We start from the raw sequence: 26,373 nt of genomic DNA on the forward strand, positions 1-26,373 counted from the left end.
ACACTTTTCCAGGACGAGTTCAATTATTTCGAGCCCCATCGAAGGAGCTTCCCGTGCCGCGAGAGCCGATCGTCACCATGAAGTCCCTGGCCGAGGAACTTGGGATTTCACCGTCCACGGTCTCTCGGGTTCTCAGCGAGTCCACCAACGGCCCCTCACGGTGGGCGTCCGACAGGACCAGACAACGGATCCTCGACCTGGCACACGAGGTTGGATACTCAAAGAATCCTCACGCCTACTCCCTCCGAACCTCGCAATCCAGAATGATCGGCGTCGTCGTGCCACGCCTTCAGGACTTCGTTCTGGCGACCATCTACGAAGGGGCAGACGAGGCGGCCACGGAAGCCGGATACTTTACCGTTGTCGTCAATTCGCTGGACGACCCCGATGCCCACACCAGCAAAGTGCAACAGCTCCTGGATCGCCGAGTCGACGGTTTTTTGCTCGGTGACATCATGATGCGCGATCAGGCCGTGGACCAGGTCAAGCGTGCGGGTGTCCCGTACGTGTTGGTCAATCGAAGGTCACCGGGCAGCGTCTCGGTAACGTGCAACGATTATCTCGGAGGGCGTTTGGCCGCTCAGCGGTTCATCGAAACAGGAAGGACCACCTTCGGGGTCCTGGCAGGAGACCCGCAGGCTTCAACCGCGCACGATCGTGTCAGAGGGTTTCGCGACGCCGTCCGAGAGCACGGATTCCGTCTTGACGACCGAGCCATCGTGCCCGGCGGATTCGACGCCACGGCCGGCCACCAAGCCGCTCTGCGACTGCTGGATCATGGGACGCTCCCCGAGGCCGTATTCGCCGTCAACGACTTCTCGGCCATCGGCGCCCGAGGTGCACTGGCGGGGTTCGGAATTTCCGTGCCTGACGATGTCGCGATGATTGGATACAACGACACTCCACTGGCTCCGGCCGTGAACCTCACCACGATCCACTCGCCGATGCACGACATGGGCGCCCAGGGCATGCGCGTTTTGTTGACCATGCTCAGGGGTGAAGCAGGAGAATGCTGTCAGCTAGAACCGTCCCTCGTGGTGCGGGACACCGCATGATTCGCAACCCTGGCACTATTGGTGCGCAGAAGCGGCACCCCGACTCTCCCGGAAGATCCCGGCCGCCTGGGCGTACCAGTCCAGGACCGTCGCGTCCTCCGCACTGGCCCGGTTCAAGGTTCCCGGATCCGCCCCCTGAAAGAGTCTCTTGACCGGGATCTCCATGAGTTTCCCGGTGCGGGTACGGGGAACCGCGGGGGCCTCGATGAATTCGTCCGGGACGTAGCGGGGCGAGATCCGGGTCCGGATCGTATGCACGATCTCGGCCTTGAGCTCGTCCGTGAGCCGTTGTCCGGGCTGGGGAACCACGAACAACGGCATGTAGTAGTCGCCCCCGGCGAGTTCGGCGCCGATCACCATGGACGCGGCGACGCCGTCGACCTGGTCGACGATGTCCGTGATGTCGGCGGAGCCCATGCGTATTCCTCCACGGTTGATCGTGGAATCGGAACGACCGTGGATGACCATCCGGCCGTCGCGGCGCTGGGTCGTCCAGTCGCCCTGGCGCCAGGTTCCGGGGAAGAGATCGAAGTAGGCATCGTGGTACCGGCTGCCGTCGTCGTCGTTCCAGAAGAAAACGGGCATGCTCGGCATGGGCACCGTCATCACGAGTTCACCAACCTCGTCCCAGACGCGCCGCCCCTCAGAATTCCAGGACTGCGCGTCGACCCCGAGGTACGGGCCCATGATCTCACCCTTGTAGACGTCCATGTACGGGTTGCTGCCGACGAAGGCCGTGGTGACGTCGGTACCGCCGGAGTCCGAGCCCAGCCGGACGTCCGGGCTGATGGCGTCGTAGACCCAATCCCAGGCGGGATCGGGAAGGGGCGATCCGGTCACCAGGATGCCGTTCAGGGCCGAGAAGTCGTAGGTCGTGTTGGGGTGGAGGCCCGCGCGCTGGGCCATGCTGAGGATTCCGGCGCCTGTGCCGAAGAAGGTGACTTTGTTGCGCGCGACGAGTTCCAGGGATTTGTCCGGTCCGTTGTACGCGGGCGACCCGTCATAGACCAGGATCGTACTGCCGACCAGCAGGTTCCCCATGTGCATGTTCCACATCATCCAGGTCGTCGCGACGGCGATGTAGACGATGTCCTCCTCGCCGACCCCGGCGTGGAGTCCCAGGGACTTCACGAATTCGAGGGTGACGCCGCCGTGGGAATGAACGATGCCCTTGGGCTTGCCGGTGGTCCCGGACGAGTAGAGGATCCAGAGGGGATGGCCGAAGTGGACCTGCTCGTACCGTGGTTCTGCCGGGACCGCGACGATGTCCGAGAACAGAGTGACGTCCGCGGGGATGCTGCCGACCTCGGACGGGTCGCACTGGTCGACCATGATCACGTGTTCGACCGTCGGCAGGTGCTCGCGCAGTGGCTGCACCGTCTCGGTCATGTCGCGCAGGGTCCCGTTGTAGGTGTAGCCGTCCACGGTGAAGAGGACCTTCGGTTCAATCTGGGCAAATCGGTCCGCGACGGCGGGCGGCCCGAAGTCGGTATTGACCACCGACCAGATCGCACCGACCGAGGCCGTCGCCATGAGTGCGACGACGGTCTCCGGAATGTTGGGCAGGACGGCGGCGACGCGGTCGCCGGGCTCGACGCCCAGGTCACGGAGCTTTTTCGCGAGCGAGGCGACCTGCGCCTCGAGGTCCGCCCACGTGGTCTCGGTGCGTTCCGCGGTTTCGTGGTCGCCGATGATGGCGACGTCGTTCGGCCGCGTCTTCGCCGCACGGAGGGAATTCTCGGCGTAGTTCAGGCAAGCCCCGGGGAACCATTTCGCGCCCGGCATCTCCCGAGTCGTCAGGACCTGGCCCGACGTCTTCGAGGCCACGATGCCGAACCACTCCCAGACCTCCTTCCAAAAGTCTTCGAGGTTCTCGATCGACCAGGCGTGGAGGGAACCATAGTCAGGAAGGACGACGTCGTACTTCTGCTCGATGCGGCGAGCAAACGCGTACATCCGGGACTGTTCGATCGATTCCCGAGTGGGGCGCCAGAGGAGCTTTCTCTGACCCGGCTCCTGCGGTTCCTGGCTCTGGGACATCGGTGACCTCGTTTTCCTGGACTGTCGATCGGACTGGGCGCGTCTATGGTGACCCAGCTTACTTTTCTTTCAGCGTGGGTGGGAATCTGCAAGTCACCGCAGAGCAACACGTCGGCGGCCAACTCTGACGACGCAAGCCCTGTGAGAAGCTCTACAGGAATCATCAGCCGCCTGACGGCCCAACCGGGTCGGCAAGACCGCAGATCACCACCTTCCCGGATAGTAGAATCCGCATCCCGACTTCGACCGAACCCGGACAGGCCCGAAAACCGAGTTCGACACCAGTCGGGCCAGAACAGGAGGAAAGGATGCAGAGTGTCGGATGCCCCTCTCCCCGAATGAACCAATCCGCTCCAGCGAGCGCTATCGCTCCGGAACCGACGTGTCAGCAGCATTCTGGCTCATGCACAAACCCAAGCAGCAGGAGGAGGACCCGTGGATTCTCGCCGGTCGAGTAGCCCACCGACCGATGCCCGGACATCAGCCAGGATGGCGTCCCAGAGGAATCGAGACACGATCCCGGAGCTGATGTTACGGACAGAGCTCCGATCCCGCGGGCTCGGTTACAGGATCAATGCGCGCCTGCCGAATATTCCACGTCGGACTTGTGACGTGGCGTTTGTAGGAGCTCGTGTTGCGGTCTTCATTGACGGGTGCTTCTGGCACTCCTGCCCTCTTCACGCCGTGCCCCCGAAGCAGAACGCAGCTTGGTGGTCCGAGAAGCTGGAACGGAACATCCGGCGGGACCGCGATACTGAACGACGCCTGGAGGAGAATGACTGGAGAGTTCTTCGGTTCTGGGAACATGAGGACATGGCGCTCGCGGCGGACGTGGTGGAGTCCGTGGTTCGCTTTCGGAGATCCAGGGCCAAGACCCGCTAAGTGCCCCCCATCCCCATAGGTATGACATGGCCGGATAAGTGTGCAGAAGCTGCTACACTGCATCAGTGGCCAACGACTTCTCCCTGGGTGAACTCTTCTGCGGTCCCGGCGGCATAGCTCTCGGGGCACAAGCTGCTGCAGTAGAAGGGTCAGATATCCGTATTCGGCATCAGTGGGCCACCGATTACGACGCCGACACTTGCAAGACGTACCGAAACAATATTTGTCCTCATAATCCTCAGAGCGTCATCGAGGCGGACATTCGAGACCTTGAATTGCCACGCCTCCGCGACCTGGGAAGCATCGATGGTCTGGCATTCGGGTTTCCGTGCAATGACTTCAGCATGGTCGGCGAGCGTCTGGGGCTGAAAGGCAAATATGGCCCCCTGTACACCTACGGCGTCGACGCATTGAACGAGTTTCGGCCTCGATGGTTTGTGGCGGAAAATGTTGGTGGACTGAGACAAGCGAACGAGGCCAAAGCATTCACAAAAATCCTTCACGATTTGGAGGACACCGGATACACGCTGACACCTCACCTTTACAAGTTTGAGGAATATGGTGTACCCCAGACAAGACATCGTATTATTATAGTCGGGATACGGAATGATGAAAGCCTGAAATTCAAAGTGCCTGCACCAGCAGACGCACCGGTCAAGACAGCATCCGAAGCCATTTCCGGCATACCAAGCTGGGCTACGAATCACGAACACACCCGGCAACATCCCCGAGTAGTCGGCCGGCTGAAGCTCATAGATCCGGGCGAGAATGCATTCAACGCCAAACGCCTGAACAGACCCGAGAACAAACAATTTCAGCTGAACGTCAAAGGGGCCCATCTGTCACAGATATACAAGCGCTTGCACCCGGATAAGCCGGCTTACACAGTCACAGGGTCAGGCGGGGGCGGCACTCACATGTATCACTGGAGCGAACCGAGAGCGCTGACCAACCGGGAAAGGGCCAGGCTTCAGACCTTTCCAGACACATTCAGGTTCGAAGGAAGCCGCGAATCCGTACGCAAACAAATAGGGATGGCAGTACCCCCGGACGGCGTGGAAACCATATTTCGTGCCATAATTCGCACATTTGAAGGGATGGACTACGCTCACGTCGATCCAAACATAGAAGTGCCTAGCCGCACCGATTTAGTGAACCCCGAATTATCTCTTGAAGGGCTCGTTCGGAAAGAGAATTGATATCAGTAACACGCATCTCGTACTGAATAGCCTTGAGTCCGTTTCGCACTCTCGTTCGACGGTTTCCGTCTTTTGGTATATTCGCTATTTCTCTTGCGATGGCGCGAGTCAGCCTGTGATCCATGGACAGATTGCGGTCTATCAGACCCACAAGCTCGTCCTCGTACAGCTCCATGTCCGGATCGCGGATGACGTCTCCGAGAACGAGAGCTCGCAAATACGCTCTGTAGAATACGTTGCGCCTACCTGCCAGGAAGCGTTCGCTCTGGAGACCGCCCTCACCTCCGGACAGCGGAAACCTGTTGACGGCCAAATCCGGCATGACGATAAGAGACAGGAACGGCCAGACATCATAGTCTGCTGCGTTGGCCGGCCCATCAGCCTCGAACCACCGCAACAGCACCAACCCCGCCCCCACGTCGAATTCCCTGCGAGCTCTATGGTCAGCACAAGTCTGGTCGCCCACTTCATCGATCATGGCATGCCGCAAATCGACCATATGGGATTCGCTGACTGGCGCGCCTCCCGTCGCCGGCCAATCCAACTTCGGATGGAAATTGGATGTCAGCACCGGTCGCAAGTTCTTGCCCTCCTGTGCAGCTCGCTCGAGTCGCGCCAATAGTCGCTTTGCATCGTGAGGGAGTAACCGCGGGTAAAGATAAGACATGATTATCCGTCCTGAAAAAGCTTGAAGGTCTCCCTCAGCCGAAATGTCAACGACATGGGGTCTTCCAATGCGGTTTCAAGTGCTTGGTTCAATGGTAGCCCCATCTTCTCGGCACCTGCACGTCCCAGCGCTGCCAGCGATTTTGCATCCGACTCGGCCAAAGCCTCCATATCCGCTCCACCGGAAGTGCGAGACCAAGCGGCCAACTTGTGCAGTGCAGTGGAATAGATGTCCGCTTCAATCTGCTCGTAGAGGTAACCGGGAGCTTTGTCATCCAGGATTTTTTTGTAAATTTCAAGGTCAGTATTTACGTATGTCCTGATGCAACCGTGCAAGTTCCAGTCGGGTTCGGCATCATCGACAACCTCTATCACCCATGGGACCTGTGGCCGACCCGTCCGGCTGAAGGACACAGCGGATGTCGGGAACGCATTTTGGGATGAGTCGAGTGCTATTGTGCGTTGCCCTTTGAGCTCCCATAGTTTCGCGCCGTAATGAAGTGGCGGGTCGACTCCGTAGACAGGGTAGCCGGTCCGTCCGTTGCCCACGACCCAGAGTTCGTATCGAAGCTCTGCAGCTATTCTGTTCCCGGGAATATTGATCGAAAGGTTGGCGCTGTGCCGCCCGCTTTTTTCGCAGAAGGTCGCGTTGTTGGTCCACCGCGTTCGGAGGGAAGGACAGTAGACCAGCCCGACGAGAAATAGCGGCTCGTTCCTGGACGTCATGGACTGAGTCCAGAACCTGTCCTCCAGGTGAGCATCCATCCTGAATTCCAGGTCCAAGCCTGGTTCCCAGGTCTCGGCAAGAGCATTGAGCTCAATCTCCGGCGCGACCAGAGAGATTGATGAAGATACCGAGCCATATTCCGGTACGGCATAGGGACGGGACTCGACAGCAGGCACTATTCCACCCCCGTGACTAGCAACTCTATCCGCAGAGCTCGCCTGTGAGGGGCGTTGAACAGTACTGACGCTGAGGAGCCCGAGCCGATCCGGCAACCACTCCCATCCGCAAGGGCCTGAACGTCCTGGCTCCAACGAGCCTGGAGAACGGCAGGACTGAGGAGTTCAGTGACCCCCTGGTCGCCTATGACGCTGACCTGCAAATCAACCATGGCTTCCGGCCCTGGGCCCTCGACCCTGAAGCGAACCCGTTGCATTTGGGTTCCGTCGAACGCTGTTCCCTCGAAATTGCATACTTGGTCCGCCACTCTCCATCTATCCGACCGGACTGGTTTGGGGTCCTTTTTGTCGGTATTTCCGCGCCCCTTGTTGTCCCTCGGAACCTCTACTGGCAAGACTGATCCCAGCCTTCGTGACAGGCCGGCTGTCCGCTCTGCGTTTCCGGGACCGGAACTTGTATTTTTGTTGCCCAGCCCCAAGTTCTCAGCGATGCGCCGGTTGATCATTTTCTTCATGGCAGTCACCACCCGCTTGACGTCCGGCCTGCTTCCGGAGGATACCCATGAATCGTGGGCCGGTGGTTCGGAAGCCGCAAAAATCGGATCAAAATCAGGAGTACTACGAAAGACTGCTAGCCAGTCCGTCATAGGAACTAGCGAGTCCACGCCCCAATCCTCTGTCGCGACGACCAACTCCGTCGCCCCTCGCATCAAAGCGACCCTTCCGAGGTAATTCGACGGCTCAGCAGGGTCCAGATCATCGGTCGACAGTTGCGGCTTCAGCAGAAAATTCCGATGAACGATTGCCAGGTGACCGAGGACCTCGGAAAGACGAATGATAGGCACGATATCCGTCTTGACCTGACGGGATACTACTGTTGAAGGTTCACTCTGATGTGGTGACGTTTGACGAAGGGCGTTGAGAGCCATACCCCAGAGTTCCAATGCCCCTGAGTCAGAATCCACGAGATCTACTTTGGTTCCCCCGACTTCGAGCGAGAGCGTCATCGGCGCCTCGCTCTTCTCGCCCCCGGGAACCAGCTTTGGCCAGAGGTGGCGTCTAATTGCTCTTCTGGCCTGGGAGGCGAAGGCATCCATGCCGTTCATCGGGGTATTGGTCTCGCCCGTCGAATCGCTGACCGATGGACCGAGTCTTTCTTCTTCCCCGTCGAATTCGCTTTCAACTTCCGTCGAGCCGATCCTGGGCACAAGCACAAGAAGCGAGGTTCCTGTTTGCTCATCGCCGAAACCTCGCACGAAGAGCTCATTACCGAGCGCCTCAGCGGCTTCGCCCTGAACAGGCAGGATCTTCGAGTCTTCGATTCGGCCCCACCAATGCCGGCCAGTGTATTGAACGTCATCGGCCACATAGGACTCGGTGAAGGCTGAAACAATAAACCGATGTTCCAGCTCCTGGTCCGAGTTCTTGCATCTCGTCCAATAGACGACGACTCCCAGCTCGCTGTAGTTGAAGGCTGCGGTCTTTCCGAATCCGAACGTACCTCCGCCCTGTCCATCGCTCCGAGGCACGCCCACTTTGAAGATAAGGTCCTCAAAATTCTTGGGGGTTCCGACTGCTACCGGTTCCATGTCCACAGGACCGTCAAGTCCGACGGTGTTTCTGTCACTGATTTCCAGTATCGGAGCGTCCGGCGACAACAGACTTTCGGCGAAATGAGGCACATGGTCCAGCGGAAGCAATTCCGCCAACCGCTGGTTGAGGCCTGGGTCTGGTTGTCTGAGGTTGACCCCATACTCGGGGACCAACCCTTCTATTCGCGCGTCCCAACTGTTCTGAGCAGTCTCTCTGATCAGAATTTCCAGAGGCGAAAGCTCGGTCTTGCCCAGAAGACCATCGTTCATGTTTCCGTCCATGTCCCCAGGGGCGAACCGCTTGGGATACCAATCCAGGCTCCTGGCGCTCACAGACACTTCAGCACACCCTCTAGTTCTTCGACCGGCAAGATTCCGGTGCAATGGTCCAGACCCAAGGAGTAGGAGAGGTTGTCCACGCCGCGGAGCGCATCAGGCTCGAGGCGGGAAGGCCTGATCCCGGGGAAATCTCCACCGATTTCGAACAGCCTGATTTCTTCCACGACGAACCTGTAGCTCAGAGCCTCAAGGTTTTCCATCGTCCGATCCAGTTTGCGAAGTACGGTCCCTCGAGAGACCCCCAAATCGGCCAAGGCGTCGACCATTGCTGAGAGGGATTCCCCCGATTCGTTCTCATCGACTTTGAGTGCCACCAGGTGCAACCTGTGACCGAGGGGTGGCTCCAGTTGATATGCACCATGGATCCTGATCCTGGGTTCCCCATATCCGGTATAGGTCTTGACCTCAAGACTGTTGGTTGCGTTGAAATCATGCCGGTAGTTTTCGACACCTCGCCATACGTCCAAAGCCTTCCGCGGATCCAATCGTGCGAATTTTCGGAGTATGGTGAGTTCGCCGAACAGACCAATTGCCTCTTGGCGGCTCAACATCTTGCTCCTGGACCGCAAGATCTGGTGCCAGGAATCAATCACTGTCAGCAGCCCGTCCAGGACGGGCTGTGACGTTCCCCTGACCTCGTCGAGCATCTCAGCCGTCAAGGACAAGAAGGTACGGTTCAACCGTGGTTCGTTGCACGAAACCTGCAGATACGTCGCTCTGCCGTTGCCAAGGTCAGAATGATTGACCCATTCGGTCTCCAATATCGATCCGACGCCGAGTTTGGGTGTAGTCCGTCCCGCGGGAAGCCTGACCCAAAGACGGTAGGTTCCCGACGGTCCCCTTCCGAGACCCACTTCTTCAGCGTCGCCGTCACGCCCGATGTAGAAGTACGGAACCTCCGACGCGCGGTGTGGCTCCTCCGAGAGTCTTTCGAAAATGCCCTGGATACGTGCGTAGCTTGAAATCATTCCGCTTCCTCGAAGTCTCCCTCTCGGTCGACGACAATTTCATCATTATCAGCAAGTTCGTCCGATTCTTCAGCATCGTTCTGAACGATGAGTGCCGATATGTACTCATTCGGATCTTCTGCACCGGCGTGAGGGAACACCATCCCGAGCCCCACCAAGTCATCCTCGCTGTCCATCGATGTCCGGGCTTTTGAAGAAGGAGCAGCCTTGGAATCCTTGTCGATGAGATAGACGACGAGGACACCGAGGTCCGGTTCAAACCGGTTCCTGAATTCCTTGACCGCTCCAACATCGTCCTTGTCCAACCGTTCGAATGCTTCAGCGCATTGGATGTCCAGCTTGTCGTTTTCGTATCGGATTCGTATGTCCGCGGTATAGTCCCCGCTGGACATCAGTGCCCGGATATTCACGAGATCCGCATTGCTCGGGCGATCGAAACTTGTCTTTTCCGGGGACCACTTTCCGTCCATCAGCCTGGCTCGTCTCGTAGTTCGGACCGAAACGCCCGGCTTCCATTCGTGTACTCGTCCGTTCTGACTGGATCCCGAAACCAGAACCAGATCCCATTCGGCGCATCTTGCGTACTCACCCAGCCAACGCTCCATGGCCTCCGGCTGCATCCAAGGATCTGCAGTCCAGAACCCACGCAAGAACTCGACAACGTCCTCATTGCGCAACCTGCGGTACAAGATGTTTCCATTGGTTCCCTTGAGAAAACTGCCTGCGCTACGCTCAGCCGCCCGGACAACCAGGCCCCGCGCAGCGTCGAGCTGTTGCACGGCCGCATCATGTTCTTTGTTCAGGTAAATGGTCTGACGCCGCGTGCCTCCGATACCAGCATGCACCAGCGTAGCGTCCGCCATTTTTCCACGAGAGGTGATTTCCAACCGGCCAGGATGGGTAAGAATTTTTGGAGCGAATTCTCGGGGAGCCAAATTTTCTTTGGCCATCTGGGCGATTTCCGCCCTTATCTGCCTCTCCACACGGGCCAGGTGGCGATAATCGTCAAGCAGACCGGGTCCGACCCAAACCCGAACGAGGTCCCCATAGTGAGGCCTGAATCCGAACCAGCGCCCCATCTGGAGGAGCGTGTCGTATGCATTGCTCGAACGGAGAAAATATGAGACAACCAGACCTTCGAGCGTCAAGCCGCGAGAGAGCGTACCACCACCTATGGCGATGACGCGTTGTGGCTCGTCATCTGGGTAGACAAGACGGTCCGTCGAGCGCCCGTTGTCGATCTTTACAGTGATGGAAGGCAGGATATCAAGCACCCGGTCCCAAACTTCACTCCAGGAATAATTCCTTTCATCCCCTCTTAGCGCTTTTCCCTTGCCCTCCTGGCTTTCAAATACCGCACGCATGGTCGTTTCGTCAGCGTTTCTGGCAAGTTCTCTAAGGAAATCGTCTATTACTTCTTTTTGTTGTTCATGCGCTTGGACCCGGTGGGTGGTATGCAAGAGCATTGACGAGTGGTTAATTTTCCCGGTCCGCAACTCGCGTATTGCTGTTGCGATCACGAACCACCTAATGGCCTGCCCCAGGGTATCCGTAATCTCCGGATCATAGTTTTCGATATTTCTCCCCCTGGGCACCAACACGGAGGCCTCATTGTCGGGTATTCCGATTGACAGATCATGTATGAGTTCGTCGCCTTCTGCCTCATCGGAAACCTCCGAAGTGTCGAAGAACTCGTCTGCCCCCAAATATCCGACCGGCTTGGGAAGAGAGACTATGAAGTCGTCCGGGTAGAAGTCGTTTTCCTCGGCCGGGCTGATAAGCAAGTTCGCGAAAGGTGTGGCCGTATAGGCTACATAGCTACCCGTCGGGACCGACTTCCAGATATCACGCAACCGTTGATTGATTGTGGAAATCTGGTCCCGCCCACTTTCTGTATTCGGTGTGGCCTGATCCGATTCGTCGTCGATAATGAGAACCGGGTAGCGGGAAAGCTGATCCTTCGGGATACGTTGCAAAAACTTCTCTATGTTCTTCAAACGCTTCTCATGTTTTTTGACGACCATGACGACTACACCGTTGGCCGTGTTCAGTGAGGTAGCAGTCGCATTGGCCGCAATATCATGGGTTTCGTCCGTTTTCGGGTCCCAGTAAACGGTCTTCATCGGATCCATGACGGCCAGGTCGAGGTCGTCCTCGAGCCTGGTCTGTGTCTGCGCGCGCAAGTTCGAGTACATGCCGGCAAGGACAATGACAATCCTGTATCCCGCGTCGACTGACTTCGCAATCAGGGCCTGGAAGTTGGCCGTTTTGCCGGACTGCACGTAGCCGAGTACCAGCCCTTTGCGCTGGCTTCCGGGCCGCTTGGGATTGGCCATTCGGTAGATGGTGGCTTCCGTGGTGTCGTCAATGGCCTGCACCGCGGCATCGGGCAATTTCTCAGCAATCTTCTTCCGGTAATCGGGCCAAGCACCTCGGGTGGTTCGAGCACCCGAATACCAGGTTTCCTCTGCACCTTCCTTCTTGAGCATCTTGCCCATACGCAGGTGCTGCATCTGGTCACGCTTCTGGAGTTCGTACTCGCGTCGCCTCTCTTCGAATCCGGGAAACATGGACTCTGCCTGGGCCGTGGCCTGTTGCAACGCAACGTCTCGGTTGCTCATCTTGCTCAACGCCTGGAAATAGGCCTCGAAAATAGCCATTGCGTCAGGAAATTCTTCCTCAGAGAGTTTCACGTCAGTCACGTCAGCCGTACCTCGATCCAGAGCGAGCCTTTATTATCGTTGCTGACGTCAGCATATAGTTCCAGTCACACAACTACTAACCAGCGGACGGCGACCAGTCGGCGCCGCAACCTGACCTGGACTCACGTATTTGTCCAGCTTGGGAGACTCTTCGCGGTTTGCGCCCCTGTGGGAGAGCATCGAGTCGGGACCCCGGCCATACCTCTCTTCTCACATCCTGAGATTCGGCGTCCCAATCCGCTTAACTCGGCGTATGCTCAAGCGTCAATATTGTAGGCCTGCCCTGAGACGCAAGGAGTCATCATGACCTCTGGGCTATTTCGCACCAAGTCCGTCGAGCAGAGCATTCGGGACACCGAGGAACCCGAGCATCAGCTCAAGAAGAACCTTGGCGCACTCGATCTCATCGTCTTCGGCGTCGGCGTGTGCGTCGGCGCGGGCATCTTCGTCCTGACTGGCCATGCCGCCGCAACCAATGCGGGGCCCGCCATTGTCCTGTCCTTCCTCATCGCCGGGCTCGCCTGCGGGCTGGCGGCCATGTGCTACGCCGAGCTTGCCTCGACGGTGCCGGTAGCAGGTTCCGCCTACACCTTCACGTACGCGACCCTCGGAGAACTGGCCGCCTGGATCATCGGGTGGGACCTCATCCTCGAATTCACGGTCGGCGCGGCCGCGCTGGCGACGTCGTTCAGTCAATACTTGGGGGTCCTGCTCGCGGATACGCCGCTCGCCATCCCGGACGCCCTGGCCTCGACCGAGACCGGCTGGATCAACCTCCCCGCGTTCTTGCTGGTCGCGGCCCTGACGGTCGTCCTGATCACCGGCGTCAAACTGTCGAGCCGACTCAACCAGGTGGTCACCGGCATCAAACTCCTGGTCGTCTTCGCCGTGATCATCGTCGGCATCTTCTTCGTCAAGGTCTCCAACTGGGTTCCGTTCATCCCGCCCGCCCAAGGAGCGAGCGAGGCGGACGGCAGCGCACTCACGCTTCCGCTGGTCCAGTCGCTCTTCGGCATCGCGCCCAGCGTGTTCGGTATCGGAGGTGTGTTGGCGGCCGCGGCCATGGTGTTCTTCGCGTTCATCGGCTTCGACATCGTGGCCACCACCGCCGAGGAGACCCGCAACCCGCAAAGGAACCTGCCCATCGGCATCTTCGGTTCCCTGGCCATCGTCACCATCTTGTACGCGGGCGTCTCGCTGGTCATCACCGGCATGCAGAACTACAAGGACATCGACCCGAAGGACGGCGCCCCGCTCGCCACGGCCTTCACCAACAACGGCCTCCCGGCCATGGGAAACATCATCGCGATCGGCGCCTGCATCGGCCTGATCGTGGTGACCATGATCCTGTTCCTCGGCCAGACCCGCGTCGGCTTCTCGATGTCACGCGACAATCTTCTCCCCCAGGCTTTGGGCAAGACACATCCCAAGTTCAGGACACCGTACCGCTTCACGATGCTCGCCGGTCTGGCCATCGCGCTGCTCGCAGCCTTCGTTCCGCTGGCCAAACTCGCCGACCTCGTGAACATCGGCACCCTCTCGGCCTTCGTCCTGGTCTCGGTGGGCGTGATCGTCCTCCGCAAGAAGCGCCCCGATCTGAAACGCTCCTTCAAGGTTCCGTTCGTTCCGGTCCTCCCGATCGTCTCGGCAATCGTCTGCTTCTACCTGATGATGAACCTGCCCTTGGAAACGTGGATCCGCTTCGTCATCTGGCTCGCCCTCGGCATTGTGGTCTACTTCCTCTATTCGCGCCGTCACAGCCGGATCGGGCGGAACTCCGCGGAGGACGCCTCATCGGAAAACCCGGAGGCGGCCGCCTCGATAGACTGACCGTCGTATGGCACGTCGACCCAGAGTCCCAAGTCCCGTCCCGCCGCGCGACGGCGTTTCACCAACACGCGTGAGACTTCCCCAGGGCGGTGGGTACGGGACCGTAGCGGACTTCCTCACCGATCGATTTCCACCGCACGACGCCGGGTTCACCCGCGACCTCTTCGATCGAGGAGACGTCTTCGACGCGGACGGCACACCGCTGGACTTCGACGCCGCGTTCGCGCCCGGCGGCCACGTGTGGGTGTTCCGTCCCCTTCCCGACGAGCCCGAGCTGCCCGGAGACCTGCCGATCCTCTACGAGGACGACCACGTGCTCGCGGTCGACAAGCCTCATTCGCTCCCGGTGACGCCCCGCGGGTCCTTCGTCCGGCAGACCGCGGTCACAAAACTGCGGAACAGCACCGGGAACGAGGAACTATCGCCCGCGCACCGACTCGACCGGCTCACGGCGGGGGTGCTCCTCTTCGCCAAGACACGCGAGGCCCGCGGTCCGCTCCAGGGACTGTTCGAGCTCCAACGGGTGTCGAAGACGTACGAACTCATCGCCCCACTGGAACCGATGGCCCCTGAGCGGCCGGAGGCGGACGACGTCGCCCCTCCCCGACATTTGCCGAAGTACCCGGAGGAGCCTCACATGGTCCGGTCGCGCATCGTCAAGGACTCGTCCTCCCTCCAGGCCCGAGAGGTGGAGGGACCGCCGAACGCGGTCACGGGCGTGGTGCTCCTCGAGGAGCTCGGCGATTCCGGTTGGGGTCTGTACGGAGCGAACCCGCTGTCCGGAAAGACCCACCAGATCAGAGTGCACATGAATTCCATCGGCAGGCCGATCTGCGGCGATCCTCTGTACCCGCAGATCAGGAACGACGAATTGGAGCGCCCCATCGGTCGGCTCCAGCTGCTGGCACGGGAAATCCTCCTCAAACATCCATTCACTCAGGAGTACCTTCGCATCCGATCAGACCGTAACCTGGGGATCAGCACGTTCGCCGATTCCACCGGAATCGGAGCCGCAGACCGGGAGGAACCATGAGCAACGAGACCCATCCGACCACGCCGAATACCCCGAGCGATCGGTCCCGCACCGTCACGGCCTCCCGCGGCCTGTTCTTCAGCGCCAAACAGAAGGACAAGGCAGAATATGCGCAACGGGCCGAACGGGCCTCGTACTCCGTGAACCGATTGTTCGTTCACCGGCTCATGCACGTACCGGGAACCCTGATCGGCGAACCGACGCTCCCGCCCGTCCAAGGGTTCCGGAAAAAGGTCACCGACTGGAACTACTGGTGGCAGGCCCACCTCCTGGACGCCTTCGTGGACGCGGGCCAGCGAGCCGCCGGGGCCGGGCGCGAGTCCGACGCCAAATGGGTCATCGACCAGTGCCACCGGCTGCTCCGCGGCATCCGGGTCCACAATTTCGGCACCTACGTGAATGCCTACTACGACGACATGGCCTGGCTCGTCCTCGCCGCGCAGAGACTCAACGCGCTCTCCCACCAGGTCAACGGCGCTGGTTCGGCCCCGGCCCAGGAAGTCGGCCGCATCCTCTACCCCCAACTGCGCAAAGCCGTGACAGAGGACCTCGGCGGTGGGGCCTTCTGGTCCAAGGCGGAAGATTTCAAGAACCTTCCCGCGTCCGGGCCCATCGCGATCGCCCTGGCCAGGGCCGGCGAGTACGACGCCGCTGGTCGGCTCGTGGATTGGTTCCGCAGCAATCTGTGGTCGCCGGAGAAGGGCTACTTGGACGGGATCAAACTGGTGCTCCAGCGAGACGGGTCCCGCGAACACGCGCTCCAAGAAGCCGCATTCCCCTACAACCAGGGTGTTGCTATCGGGGCGCACCTGGAGATCCCCGGCAGCGACCTTCGGCACGTCGAGGACGTCATCAGGCTGGTCCTGGAGCGCTTCACCGTCCCTCATATGGAGGGAGACACGGAATTCCGTGTGCTCGACACCCGCGGTTCGGGAGACGGCGGACTGTTCGCTGGCATCCTGGCCCGCTACCTGGCGAACGCTGCCCAGGACGCGCGGGTGGATCCCAAACTCCGAAGCGCCGTCCGGGAGGCAGTCATCGCCACGGGCGAGTTGCTGTGGGCCGGCCGGCGAGAATACGACCCCGATCTGCCGCTCAACGAACCGGGGATCGACGTCAACGAGATCCGAGGCGAGTCGGTGGTTCTCTTCTCCCCCGACGCCACCCGCCACAGCGCCGAGACTCTCGGCACCGGGGCCAAGGTCGAGTTGAGTTCGCAGATTCAGGCATGGACCATCCTCGAGGCCGCCCATCGGCTGACGTAGGCCACGGGTTCGGAGGCTTCCTCTCTCCCCCCCCTCCCCCGGCATGGGGGCTCTCGTTGAGGTGGTGGTTGCCCGATTCGGTGGCGATCGCCTCCCTGATGTGGGGGCTGGAGCTCCACCTAACGGGGGTCAACGCCCCTCATTCCGGTAACCGCCACATAACAGGGCATCCCGGGCACGACGACGTCGCCGGTTGCCCCCTCCCAAACGGCCAACCGCCACCCAACCCCATCGCGCGCCGTCGTCCGCACGCCGAGGTGGCAATGACGTGCGGTTTTGAGGGCGAGGTGGCAACTATGTGCGGTTTTGGTGCCCAAAACTGCACATAGTTGCCACCTCGCGGGGTGAAACGCACATAGTTGCCACCTCGCGGCACAGCGTCCACCTCGCGACTCCGTGGCCGCCCGGCGGCTCGGCGGCCAGCCCGGCGCCTCGGACGGTTCAGCGGGTAGCCGAACCTGCCGAACAAAACCCCAAATGGCTAGGCATCACACCAACCCGTGAGATAGAACCGAATCATGAGCAGAGTACGCACCCCGGATCCCACTCCGGGCTGGCTCTCGGAAGAAGAGCTGGCTCAGGCCCGACAGCAACTGCCCATGGTCTATGTCCAGGCCGTCCCAGTGACGCTGGACCCCTTGGGCTGCGTCAGCGACGTGGGGCTCCTGCTACGACCGAACGACGAAGGCAACATGATCCGGTCCTTCGTCTCGGGGAGGGTCCACTATCGGGAGACCGTGCGGGCGGCCCTGTTGCGCCATCTCGAGAAGGACCTCGGGCCCCTTGCGATGCCGCAGTTGCCGCCCTCTCTGACCCCGTTCACGATCGCCGAGTACTTCCCTCATCCGTCCCAGTCCGGCCTCACCGACGACCGACAGCACGCCGTAGCCCTCTGCTACGTGATCCCGGTGAATGGCGACTGCGAACCGCGCCAGGACGCCCTGCAGCTGTCCTGGCTCACCCCGGAAGAGGCACTGCGAGAAGAAGTCCAGGAAGAATTCGAAGGCGGAAGCGGGGATCTGGTCCGCAGAGCCCTCGCCTACGCAGGATGGGGACGTTGTTGATGCAAGAGAACACCAAGAAGACCATCGTCATCACCGGTGCCTCGGACGGCATCGGGGCCGCGGCCGCGCGTCGGCTGAGCTCGGAGGGGCACGACGTCGTCGTGGTCGGGCGCTCGCCGGACAAGACGCGTTCCGTTGCGGAGTCGATCGGTGCACGCCATTTCGTCGCCGACTACTCCGACCTCTCTCAGGTGCACGCGCTCGCGTCCGACATCGTCGAATCCACCGACCGAATCGACGTGCTGGCCAACAACGCGGGCGGCATCTTCGGCAAGGGCCGGTGGATCACGACCGACGGCCACGAGATGACCTTCCAGGTCAATTACCTCGCGCAGTTCTATCTGACACGGTTGCTCATAGACCGGCTCATCTCATCGAACGCCACCGTGGTCAATACGTCCTCCATGGCCCACCGGCTCTTTTCGCGCTTCTCGCTCGAGGACCTCGATGCCGAGAAGCGGTACGATCCACGGACCGCCTATGGAAACGCCAAATTCGCCGACCTGCTCCACGCCCAGGAGTTGTCACGCAGGTACGGCCACCTCGGCCTTGCGTCGGCCTCGTTCCACCCGGGAGTGATCAGCAGCAATTTCGCTCAGGAGTCTGCGGGTGCCGGCGTCGAGGCCCTCTATCGCGGTCCCGTGCAGAAGCTGCTCACCGGTCCGGACCAAGGGGCAGACACCCTTGTCTGGCTCGCGGAGGCCGAGCCGTGGGTCGACTTCGGCTCGGGCGGATACTTCGCGAGGAAGAAGCCCGCTAGCATCGCCCGTCAGGGCCAGGATCCGTTGACCGCATACAGGCTCTGGGAGACCTCCGAGCGAATGATCGAGGGCCTGCCGAACCTGGCTTCCTGAGTCCCACGGACCATCTAGGATAGGTCGGGTGTCCAACACCGAATTTCCCAACCCCAGTTTTCGCTTCGATCTCGGCGCCCGGCTCGCCGAGACTTCGGGCAATGATTCCTCCTCCGCGGCCCTGAACCGCAACAACGGGGGCGAATTCCTCGGCCGAACGGGAGTCATCACCACTCCGCACGGCACGATCCGGACGCCCGCCTTCGTCCCCGTGGGGACCAAGGCGACCGTGAAGGCGGTCCTGCCCGGTCAGATGGAGGACCTCGGGGCTCAGGCCCTGCTCGCCAACGCGTATCACCTGTACCTCCAGCCGGGTCCGGATGTGCTCGATGCCGCGGGCGGTCTCGGTCGGTTCATGAACTGGGACGGACCGACCTTCACGGACTCGGGCGGTTTCCAGGTCATGTCCCTGGGTTCCGGGTTCAAGAAGGTCATCGACATGGGAACGGTCGAGGGCACCCGGGGCGCGGACGGCAGACCCGTGGGGGACGACGACGTCGCCCGCGGCAAAGAGCGCATGGCCCACGTCGACGACGACGGCGTGACCTTCAAGTCCCATCTCAATGGGGACCTCCACCGATTCACGCCGGAAGTCTCGATGAGCGTGCAGCACCGGCTCGGAGCCGACGTCATGTTCGCTTTCGACGAGTTGACCACGCTCTACAACTCCCGCGGATACCAGGAGGAAGCCCTCGAGCGGACGCGCCTGTGGGCCATGCGATGCATCGCGGAGCACCAGCGTCTCACGCGAGAGAGGTCCGAGAAGCCGTACCAGGCGCTGTTCGGAGTGATTCAGGGTGCCCAGTACGAGGATCTCCGCCGGAAGGCGTGCCGAGACCTGGGTGATATGGAGTTCGACGGCTTCGGCATCGGCGGGGCTCTGGAGAAGGAGAATCTGGGGACGATCGTCCGTTGGTGCAATGAAGAGCTTCCCGAGAACAAGCCCCGGCACTTGCTCGGCATCTCGGAACCGGACGATATCTTCGTGGCGATCGAGAACGGAGCGGACACCTTCGACTGCGTCTCCCCCACCCGCGTGGCACGGACCGCCGCCGTGTACTCACCGGACGGCCGATTCAACGTGTCCAACGCCCGCTTCAAGACGGATTTCACCCCGATCTACGACGGGTGCGACTGTTACACCTGCGCGCACTACACGAAGGCGTACCTGCACCATCTGTTCAAGGCCAAAGAGCGCCTCGCGGCGACGCTCGCCTCGATCCACAACGAGCGTTTCATCGTCCGCATGGTCGATACCGCACGAGAAACCATCGCCTCCGGGGAATATTTTCAGTACCGCGACGAGTTCCTCGGTAGGTACTACGCGTAGGAAGGCGGAGAAGTGAGCATTCTGACCACGGTCCCGACGAAGCAGATCGTCTCGGTCTCCGGCGACGTCCCGGCACCGCCGCAGGACGTCTTCGGGGCCTTCGTCGATCCGCTGCGGCTCGCCGGATGGTACGGCCCGGAAGGGTGGATCGTGCCCGCGCACACGATCTCGATCGATCCCCGGCCCGGAGGCACGTTCCGGCTTGCGATGGTCAACCACGCCCAGCCGGGACAGGCCGTGCCGCTGTACTCGACGTTCGTGAGCGTGGTCGACGGCGAACTCCTCGAACACCGTGAGTCGCTCCCCGGCCCGGACGGCGAGGCCTCGGATGCGACGGTCCTCCACCGGATCGAGTTCCTGCCGCGCGAGATCGACGGGACCGAGGTCACGCGCGTCGTCGTGAGCCAGGGCCCTCTGCCCCGTGAGGTCCACGCAACCGTCGTCGACGGCTGGCGATCGGCCCTGGACGAGTTGGCGAATGCCGTGGCCTCCGAACGCAAGGTGCGCACGGCCAACTGACCCGCCCCGGGAGGCAGTGCGGGGTCAGGGTTGGCTCTTGCCCTGCGCGGCCTTCTCGTGCTCGACCCGGAGGGCGCGCATCTGGCGCGTCTCCGGGTTCTCGGTTCCGGTCAGGACCCTGCCCTCGAAATCGCCCGGGTCTTCGTCCTCGTACTGTCGCGCGTCCGCCAGCTCCTCATCCGCATTCTTGCGCTTGAGATGCTCCACGTACAGGTGGCCCGCGGTGTAGAGCAGAATGCCGATCAGCAACCACACGAGCTCCAGGACGATGTCCCCGCGGATCGATGCCTCCGGCAAGTACACCTGGAGCCTGATCGCCCCGAGCGCCGCCGAACTCGGCACCAGGTGGTTGAGCACCGTGTAGAGGTGAGGGGCCATGTCCAGGGGCAGCAACAGCCCCGAACTCGGCACACCGCACATGACGAACAGGGGCAAGGAAATCAGCATGACCGAATTTCGGAGGAACAGCGCCCCGCCCAGGGTGAAGAACTGAATCGTCAGAGACGTCAGGAACAGAATCCCCCAGACCGTCCACGGTGCACCCGGGTGCAGGAATTGGACCACGTGCACCGAAATCACGTACTGGAGGAACGTGTTCGCGGCCGCGACCCCGATGACCCACGCGACGCGTCTGCCCCAGTGCCAGCCTCGTCCGACCAATCCGATCATCATTCCGGCCAGGTTCGACCCGACGATTCCGCCCATGCCGAGGTACATCATCGACATGCCGAATTTGTCGTGCCCGTCCGTCGGGGCGACGTCCACGTTCTCCATCGGTTTCCCCTGAGTCAGGGTTCCGAAGAGCTTCTCGACCGAGCTCTCGGCCTGCATCCCGTTGCCGGTGGCGACGTACAGGACGGACGAGGCCGGGTCCTTCCGCTCGGAAATGTCCCCCGCGGCGGACGCCGGGACGAACGCGGCGCGGGCCTTGTTCTCGGTGACGTCCTGACGTGCCTGGTCGGCGTCGTCGACCGTGCGCACCTCGTATTCGGAGGAAGGCAGCTCCTTCATGGTCTGCGCGAGCTTCTCCGAGGTCTGGTCGGAGACGACGACGTCGAGCTTCATGTGGTTCGGCGACGGAGCGTGCACGAGGCCGATGTACATCAGAGGCAACGCGATCATCATGATGACGGGCAGCTTGAAGGCATGGACCAGCCCGAAGCGGTTCTTCATCTGCTCCTCGGAGACCAGTCTCCGGCTCCCGAAGTAGTGCCGGAACCCGGGCGAGGAGTACGTCCGCCGAATGTGGCGGCCCGTGCCCGCCGGAACAGGGTCCGCGTCTTCCTTCTCAGAGGACAGGGCGTCATCGTCCGAGGCTTTGGGCCTCTTCAGGAACGACGACGCCAGCAGGATGAGGGCCAAGAAGAACCACACCATGAGCGTGATGATGTAACTGCTCAGCGGCGCGTTCGGGAAGTAGAGGATCCTGCGCAGGGCCTCCATGAGGGCCGGAGTCGGCAGGATCTTGTGCAGCCCCTGGAATACGGGTGGAACGAGTTCGATGGCCATCCCCGCCCCGGAGGACGGGATACCCAGCAGGACCAGCAGGAACATTGTCGGCAGGGCCATGTAGAGCCCGATGAGTCTGAGTCCGCCCGTGTGGAACAGCATCACGGTAAAGGACATGAAAGCCAGCAGACAGAACACGGGCAAACCGTGTTCGGAGAATGCTCCGTGCACCGCGTAGGCGATGAACATCGGGACCGTCGCGATGAACAGTGCCATGATTCCCATGATGCTGATCGCGACCTTGGCACTGAGTTGGGCCAGGTTGCTCCTCAGGCCGACCGCGGTCATGAAGCTGGCGATCAGCACGGGCAGCCCCATGAACATCAGGGAGGTGCCCATCCCGTCGTTGGGCGGGGGCGGGACCAGGTCGTCCACGGTCGGTTTGGGCACGTCCCCGGGATCCTGGTACTGCCCGGACTGGACCAGGATCTGTGGGGCCGCCTTCTCGAAGTACGCCTCCGCGAACTGGGCGGCCGTGGAGGCTCCCATCGTCGCGACGTATTCCGTATTGGTCTGCGGGTCCCAGGCCGCACGGATCTCCAAGGATTCGATCTTGTCCTTGGCCTCGTCCGTCGATCCGACCGCCGAGACCTCATAGGCGCCTCCGGAGGTGGCGTTGAGCTTCGACGCGAGCTGCTCGGTCTTCTGGTCGGAGCCGATGACCGCGACCTTGAGGCCGTGCGGGGACGGCGAGTGCATGCTGAACCCGTAGACCAGGGGGAACATGATGGTCATGAACAGCGGCAGAACGATGGAGAACTTCAGGACCTTGGAGGCCTGTTTCCTGAGACCCGCTGCGTTCATGCGTCGGCGTCGAGATGTCATGAGACCTTCTTCTTGCGATCGCTGTGGCGGAGGATGGGCATGGCCTGGGTGTCTGCTTCCCGTTCGGCCGGCGTCCGGGTGAGCAGGATCAGAACGAACCCGACCGCGGCGCCGATGGCGGTTTCCGCCATGCGAGCGGTCAGGATCTCAGTGGGCGAGGCAGGATGTGCCAGTTGCACCATCATGAGTGCCAATGGTGTCACGAAGAACATCGCGAACCCGTAATTCCTCATCACGTAGGCCTCGGCCAGGAACTGGAGAATGACCACGTAAACGGCCATGTGCCACTCGTGCAGGCCGGTCGAGAAGAGGAACGCGGCAATCAGAATTCCTCCGAAGGTGCCGACGATGCGCTGGATGCATTTGTACAGCCGGGCGGTCACGTTCGGGGCGGCGATGGGTGCGACCGCGGCAACCATGGCCCAGTACGCATGGCTGAGCCCGGACAATTGACCCAGTACGCCAGCGATCGCCGCCGCGCCGAAGAACATCAGCCCGCGCTGCAGGATCTGTTTCCTGGTCTGGCCGTGGTGGGCCGGCACGGGGGCCACCGGTCCCCTGCGCCCCTCGCCCAGGAAGGATCCGGCCATGCCGGCCAGGATCGACCAGGCGGCGGCGCCCACCCCCGCGAGGAGGGCCAGGAGGACGGGCGGTGTTGTCGGCATCGAGCCGACCGCGCCCGAAGCGAAGATGAAGAACAGCCCTCCCGGCGGTCGCAGGGTCAGGATCAGGCCGATCATTGCGCCCACGCCGCCGACCAGCGCGCACACCAGAATTACGACCCAAGGTCCGGGCTGGAGGTATGCGAGCGCGAGACCGACGCCGATCGAGGCGATGAGCAGAGCGGCCGCTTGTGACTGGTGCCTGAGCCTGTCCCTGAGGGGTTCCTGGCGGGCGTAGATCGAGGTGAATGCGCCGAAGGACGCGTAGATCGAGAGATCCACCCGCCCCAGGAGGAGGAGCACCGCCAGCGGCACGGCCACACTCGCCGCGATCCGGATTGCCGGTATGTGGTCCGCTTTGGATGGGGCGAACGACACGATCTCGCGGATGTGGCCATTGGTCACTGTGGGATGGGCTCCTCAGGGGGTTGGACGACGGATCATTGGTACAACGTGCGGGCAACGGCGGATCGGGGGTCGAGATCCTTGGGTCCCGGGGACGGCGGCCCCGAGTCGGATTCCCTCGGCACGAGAGAAGAGCCGGTGCCCGTACGGTGGCTGACAAGCCACACCTTGCTTAATACTAAACCCCCTGACTCGGGCCACGATCCATGGCTTGTAACTTAGTTTGTATGACCGCGCGGACCCGTATTCACGATGACCCGATCGAGCTGTGGCGTTCCGTGGCCCAGCTCAGCCCCCGGGTTCTCCCCTCACCGGGCGCATCCAGCCGGTCTATCACGGTCAAGGACTACCTTTCGGGCCACCACATGCCGTGGGAACCCGGTACAGGTCATTCGAGCTCCGCGCGGGACCGTACGTGGCACCACACGGTGTTCGCCGGCCTGGTCAGGTATCGGCGGCTGCTCGAATATGCCGGCTTCGCCCCGGTGGAGACCAGGGGCCGCACCGACCTGACCGCGCTCTTTGCCGCGGCTGTTTCGGAAGACGGTCAACTCCTGCCGGACTCGCTCGAGCTCTCGAGAACCGCGTGGGCCGCCGCCGTCGCCGCGGGGGCAGAAGCAGGGACGGCGAATCTGCCCGAAACCTACGCCGAGGCCGCACGAGCCTGGCGAGACGGATTGATTCGGACCTGGACCGAACACGGGGTTCGGATGCGCGGAATCCGGGCGAACGGCCCTCACGAGGAGACGCCCCGGTCCGTTCCCGACGAGACCGGCCGACGTCGACCCGATCGTCCGCGCCGTCGTATGCTCGAACGCTCCGACCTCGTGACGGCCGTCAGATACACCAGAGACTTTCTGGGGCTCCCCGATGTGTTCCCCGACCGGGCCAAAAATCTACCGGTGCGCATTCGCAGCGTCCTGGGTCCCCCGCCGAGCGCGGCCGGGGACGTGTCCCAGCTCAATCACCCGGCGGCGAAGGATCTGGATCTCGCGACGGAGACGACCCGGTTCCGGCAGGCGGCCGCCGGACTGCTGGGGGTCGACGCCGCGGAACTCTTCGAACGCGTCCAGGACTCCAGAGAGGCCCTCTACTACGCGGTGGCCCCCCGGATGGTTCCGGAAGGGACCTTCCACCTCAGCCGTCCCTCGGTGTCCACGCAGTTCGCCATCAATGCCTCGCTCAACGAGCTCGGAGAGTCCGAAGGCCTGTGGACCTGTCCCCGCAGCACGGCGGCCGGGGCCCCGGAGCCCGAATGGACCGACGACGTCGTCGCGGGTCTCGTGACTCGGAGGGCGGTCGCTATGGCCCGGATCCCCGACCCGGCGGAGCTGTTCGATCCCGAAGCTCTGAGCTGGTCCTCGGGGCGGCACCTTTTCGCCCTTCATCCGGACTTGACCGGATTCGAATTCGTCCGGTCGTCGCCGTTGCGGGCCACGTCCGAATCCGAAGCAGGCTCCTCGGTGCATGTGCGCATCCTCCCCGGCATGACCGCTCAGAGCCCTTACCAAGGCTTCGCCGACGGACAGACCGTGGACGCCGTCCGGGCGATCGACATGGTGCTCAACACCTTGAACCACGCCTCCCCGACCATGGGTCCCGAGGACTACGAGACCTGGGACGAGACTGCCAGGACCGTCCTGCAGAACGTGGAAAGGGTCAAGTCCCTGCTCGCGGAGAGGCAAAGATTCCACGAGGTCGTCCCGATGCTCCTGCGCAACGAACACGTGGTGACGGACATTGCTGAGGCGCTCGCCGAGTCGACCTCCGGTATCGAGGAGAAAGAAGAAGAGTTGGCCGGGCTCAGCCGGTCCCACCAGGCCGCCCGGGCCAAGTCGATGGAGTACAGCGACGCGATAGCGGCCCATCTGAGGGACGAGCCTCGCATGATCGCGCGCCTGGCAACGTTCGGTCGAAACCGCATCCCTTGGCGCGAGAGGCTGGGGCAGTTGCGTCGGGATCAGAGCCTCGCCCAGGCGGACGAAGAATCGGCGCAGGCAAGGGTCGACCGGGTGCACCGAGAACTCCGACAGTTGCGGGCAGCCCACGAGGCGTTGCGCGACGACCTGCGGGACAACAAGGAATCGGTGCGTTCTCTTCGGGAGGAGCTCGCGAGTTACCCGTACCCCGACCACGCCATCGACCAGGAGTGGCTGGCCGGGGACTGGCAGGAAGAAGGGGCCCCCGCCCCGTGGCTGGACGGGCAGATCCAGAAGGCCCGCTACGACGCGTTCCAAGCCGCCCTGCGCATGCATTCGATGGCCATCCAGGGCCTGCCGGAGGAGTTCCGCACGGGGCTTCTGGCGGCCCGGGACCTTCTGAACGGCCGCCCGTGCCCGGATCCGTCCGCCGTCCTTTCCGCCTGGCAGGTGCTCGGCCTCGTGTTCCCACAAATAGGTGTCGCTTCCGAACATCTTCCCGGGGTCTGCCGCAGTTTGGGAGAGCACCGGCTGGGTTGGATCGTGTATGCCGACGCAGACCGTTTGCGACCGGGCGTTGCCTACGCCGGGTTGCTGCACGCACACCGAGCGATTCTGATGGCGGGGCATCAGGACCACGCCGAGGGATCGTTCGAAAACCCGCCTCCCTACACGGCGCCCCCTGAGGGCGTGCAGCTGTCTCTCGCGCGGGCCCACTCGTGTTCCGAAGGTTGGTCTCCGGCGCGCACGAGCGCGTACGGCCTAGCCGTGGCGACGTCACGGTATTCTGGCTGAACCGACCGCGACGCGAG

General features: G+C 61.9%; 19 protein-coding genes. 11 read left to right on the plus strand and 8 right to left on the minus strand.

Annotation, left to right across the window (positions count from 1 at the left end):
- Positions 1 to 53: 53 nt before the first annotated feature.
- A complete protein-coding gene (locus tag EWU68_RS05625) occupies positions 54 to 1,055 on the plus strand; it encodes a LacI family DNA-binding transcriptional regulator (RefSeq protein WP_129315142.1) in 1,002 nt (333 codons plus the stop codon).
- A 15-nt stretch (positions 1,056 to 1,070) separates the two neighbouring features.
- Here EWU68_RS05625 and EWU68_RS05630 read toward each other — a convergent pair whose 3' ends face one another.
- Complete coding sequence (locus EWU68_RS05630; RefSeq protein ID WP_129315143.1) at positions 1,071 to 3,095, minus strand: acetoacetate--CoA ligase; 2,025 nt, start codon at positions 3,093 to 3,095, stop codon at positions 1,071 to 1,073.
- Positions 3,096 to 3,530: 435 nt separating this feature from the next.
- Here EWU68_RS05630 and EWU68_RS05635 point away from each other — a divergent pair, with 435 nt between their 5' ends.
- Together EWU68_RS05635 and EWU68_RS05640 are read left to right on the plus strand one after the other, a co-directional pair.
- The gene (locus EWU68_RS05635) at positions 3,531 to 3,977 is read left to right on the plus strand and encodes a very short patch repair endonuclease (RefSeq protein WP_274542737.1); all 447 of its coding nucleotides are present in this window, start codon (positions 3,531 to 3,533) and stop codon (positions 3,975 to 3,977) included.
- Between the two features lie 65 nt (positions 3,978 to 4,042).
- Positions 4,043 to 5,176, plus strand: coding sequence for a DNA cytosine methyltransferase (locus EWU68_RS05640; RefSeq protein WP_129315144.1), 1,134 nt, complete (start codon positions 4,043 to 4,045; stop codon positions 5,174 to 5,176).
- Here the strand turns inward: EWU68_RS05640 and EWU68_RS05645 are convergent.
- Genes EWU68_RS05645 through EWU68_RS05665 form a run of 5 tightly spaced genes read right to left on the minus strand, consistent with a single transcriptional unit; the run spans position 5,112 to position 12,346 of the window.
- Positions 5,112 to 5,843, minus strand: coding sequence for a DUF6339 family protein (locus EWU68_RS05645; RefSeq protein WP_129315145.1), 732 nt, complete (start codon positions 5,841 to 5,843; stop codon positions 5,112 to 5,114). The genes EWU68_RS05640 and EWU68_RS05645 overlap by 65 nt on opposite strands.
- A 2-nt stretch (positions 5,844 to 5,845) precedes the next feature.
- Positions 5,846 to 6,745 (minus strand): hypothetical protein, encoded by a 900-nt coding sequence (locus tag EWU68_RS05650; protein ID WP_129315146.1) that lies wholly within the window; start codon positions 6,743 to 6,745, stop codon positions 5,846 to 5,848.
- Complete coding sequence (locus tag EWU68_RS05655; protein ID WP_129315147.1) at positions 6,745 to 8,607, minus strand: hypothetical protein; 1,863 nt, start codon at positions 8,605 to 8,607, stop codon at positions 6,745 to 6,747. Before EWU68_RS05655 ends, EWU68_RS05650 begins: the two co-directional genes overlap by 1 nt.
- A 59-nt stretch (positions 8,608 to 8,666) precedes the next feature.
- Positions 8,667 to 9,644, minus strand: coding sequence for a PD-(D/E)XK motif protein (locus tag EWU68_RS05660; RefSeq protein WP_129315148.1), 978 nt, complete (start codon positions 9,642 to 9,644; stop codon positions 8,667 to 8,669).
- Complete coding sequence (locus EWU68_RS05665) at positions 9,641 to 12,346, minus strand: Z1 domain-containing protein (protein WP_129315149.1); 2,706 nt, start codon at positions 12,344 to 12,346, stop codon at positions 9,641 to 9,643. The genes EWU68_RS05660 and EWU68_RS05665 overlap by 4 nt, the downstream gene beginning before the upstream one ends.
- A 303-nt stretch (positions 12,347 to 12,649) precedes the next feature.
- Between EWU68_RS05665 and EWU68_RS05670 the strand changes: the two genes are divergently transcribed.
- From EWU68_RS05670 to EWU68_RS05700, 7 genes are all read left to right on the plus strand, one after another.
- Entirely contained in the window at positions 12,650 to 14,176 is a 1,527-nt protein-coding gene (locus tag EWU68_RS05670) for an amino acid permease (RefSeq protein ID WP_129315150.1), read from the plus strand.
- Positions 14,177 to 14,246: 70 nt separating this feature from the next.
- Positions 14,247 to 15,209 (plus strand): pseudouridine synthase, encoded by a 963-nt coding sequence (locus EWU68_RS05675; RefSeq protein WP_162421376.1) that lies wholly within the window; start codon positions 14,247 to 14,249, stop codon positions 15,207 to 15,209.
- Positions 15,206 to 16,474: a glycoside hydrolase family 76 protein gene (locus EWU68_RS05680; RefSeq protein ID WP_129315152.1), complete on the plus strand. Its 1,269-nt coding sequence runs from the start codon at positions 15,206 to 15,208 to the stop codon at positions 16,472 to 16,474. Before EWU68_RS05675 ends, EWU68_RS05680 begins: the two co-directional genes overlap by 4 nt.
- A gap of 518 nt (positions 16,475 to 16,992) precedes the next feature.
- The gene (locus tag EWU68_RS05685) at positions 16,993 to 17,538 is read left to right on the plus strand and encodes an NUDIX hydrolase family protein (protein ID WP_129315153.1); all 546 of its coding nucleotides are present in this window, start codon (positions 16,993 to 16,995) and stop codon (positions 17,536 to 17,538) included.
- Positions 17,538 to 18,392 (plus strand): SDR family NAD(P)-dependent oxidoreductase, encoded by an 855-nt coding sequence (locus tag EWU68_RS05690; RefSeq protein WP_129315154.1) that lies wholly within the window; start codon positions 17,538 to 17,540, stop codon positions 18,390 to 18,392. The genes EWU68_RS05685 and EWU68_RS05690 overlap by 1 nt, the downstream gene beginning before the upstream one ends.
- Positions 18,393 to 18,420: 28 nt before the next feature.
- The gene (gene tgt / locus EWU68_RS05695; RefSeq protein ID WP_129315155.1) at positions 18,421 to 19,722 is read left to right on the plus strand and encodes a tRNA guanosine(34) transglycosylase Tgt; all 1,302 of its coding nucleotides are present in this window, start codon (positions 18,421 to 18,423) and stop codon (positions 19,720 to 19,722) included.
- A 12-nt stretch (positions 19,723 to 19,734) separates the two neighbouring features.
- Positions 19,735 to 20,241 (plus strand): SRPBCC family protein, encoded by a 507-nt coding sequence (locus tag EWU68_RS05700; protein WP_129315156.1) that lies wholly within the window; start codon positions 19,735 to 19,737, stop codon positions 20,239 to 20,241.
- Positions 20,242 to 20,265: 24 nt separating this feature from the next.
- On the opposite strand, the gene EWU68_RS05705 is transcribed toward EWU68_RS05700, so the two are convergent.
- A complete protein-coding gene (locus EWU68_RS05705; RefSeq protein WP_129315157.1) occupies positions 20,266 to 22,575 on the minus strand; it encodes an ABC transporter permease in 2,310 nt (769 codons plus the stop codon).
- Positions 22,572 to 23,642, minus strand: a complete 1,071-nt coding sequence (locus tag EWU68_RS05710; protein ID WP_129315158.1) for an FUSC family protein — start codon at positions 23,640 to 23,642, stop codon at positions 22,572 to 22,574. Before EWU68_RS05710 ends, EWU68_RS05705 begins: the two co-directional genes overlap by 4 nt.
- Before the next feature lie 227 nt (positions 23,643 to 23,869).
- On the opposite strand from EWU68_RS05710, the gene EWU68_RS05715 reads away from it, so the two are divergent.
- On the plus strand, positions 23,870 to 26,356 hold the full coding sequence (locus tag EWU68_RS05715) for a hypothetical protein (protein ID WP_129315159.1): 2,487 nt from the start codon (positions 23,870 to 23,872) through the stop codon (positions 26,354 to 26,356).
- Positions 26,357 to 26,373 lie beyond the last annotated feature (17 nt).

It is taken from the genome of Rothia koreensis, from assembly GCF_004136575.1.
GTDB classification, from domain to species: domain Bacteria; phylum Actinomycetota; class Actinomycetes; order Actinomycetales; family Micrococcaceae; genus Rothia; species Rothia koreensis.

Bases quoted from the DNA above. Each gene is read 5' to 3' on its own strand.
- EWU68_RS05680 (WP_129315152.1), top strand. From the start codon at position 15,206: ATGAGCAACGAGACCCATCCGACCACGCCGAATACCCCGAGCGATCGG.
- EWU68_RS05660 (WP_129315148.1), bottom strand. From the start codon at position 9,644: ATGATTTCAAGCTACGCACGTATCCAGGGCATTTTCGAAAGACTCTCG.
- EWU68_RS05715 (WP_129315159.1), top strand. From the start codon at position 23,870: ATGACCGCGCGGACCCGTATTCACGATGACCCGATCGAGCTGTGGCGT.
- EWU68_RS05630 (WP_129315143.1), bottom strand. From the start codon at position 3,095: ATGTCCCAGAGCCAGGAACCGCAGGAGCCGGGTCAGAGAAAGCTCCTC.
- EWU68_RS05690 (WP_129315154.1), top strand. From the start codon at position 17,538: ATGCAAGAGAACACCAAGAAGACCATCGTCATCACCGGTGCCTCGGAC.
- EWU68_RS05670 (WP_129315150.1), top strand. From the start codon at position 12,650: ATGACCTCTGGGCTATTTCGCACCAAGTCCGTCGAGCAGAGCATTCGG.
- EWU68_RS05705 (WP_129315157.1), bottom strand. From the start codon at position 22,575: ATGACATCTCGACGCCGACGCATGAACGCAGCGGGTCTCAGGAAACAG.
- EWU68_RS05645 (WP_129315145.1), bottom strand. From the start codon at position 5,843: ATGTCTTATCTTTACCCGCGGTTACTCCCTCACGATGCAAAGCGACTA.
- EWU68_RS05655 (WP_129315147.1), bottom strand. From the start codon at position 8,607: ATGAACGATGGTCTTCTGGGCAAGACCGAGCTTTCGCCTCTGGAAATT.
- EWU68_RS05685 (WP_129315153.1), top strand. From the start codon at position 16,993: ATGAGCAGAGTACGCACCCCGGATCCCACTCCGGGCTGGCTCTCGGAA.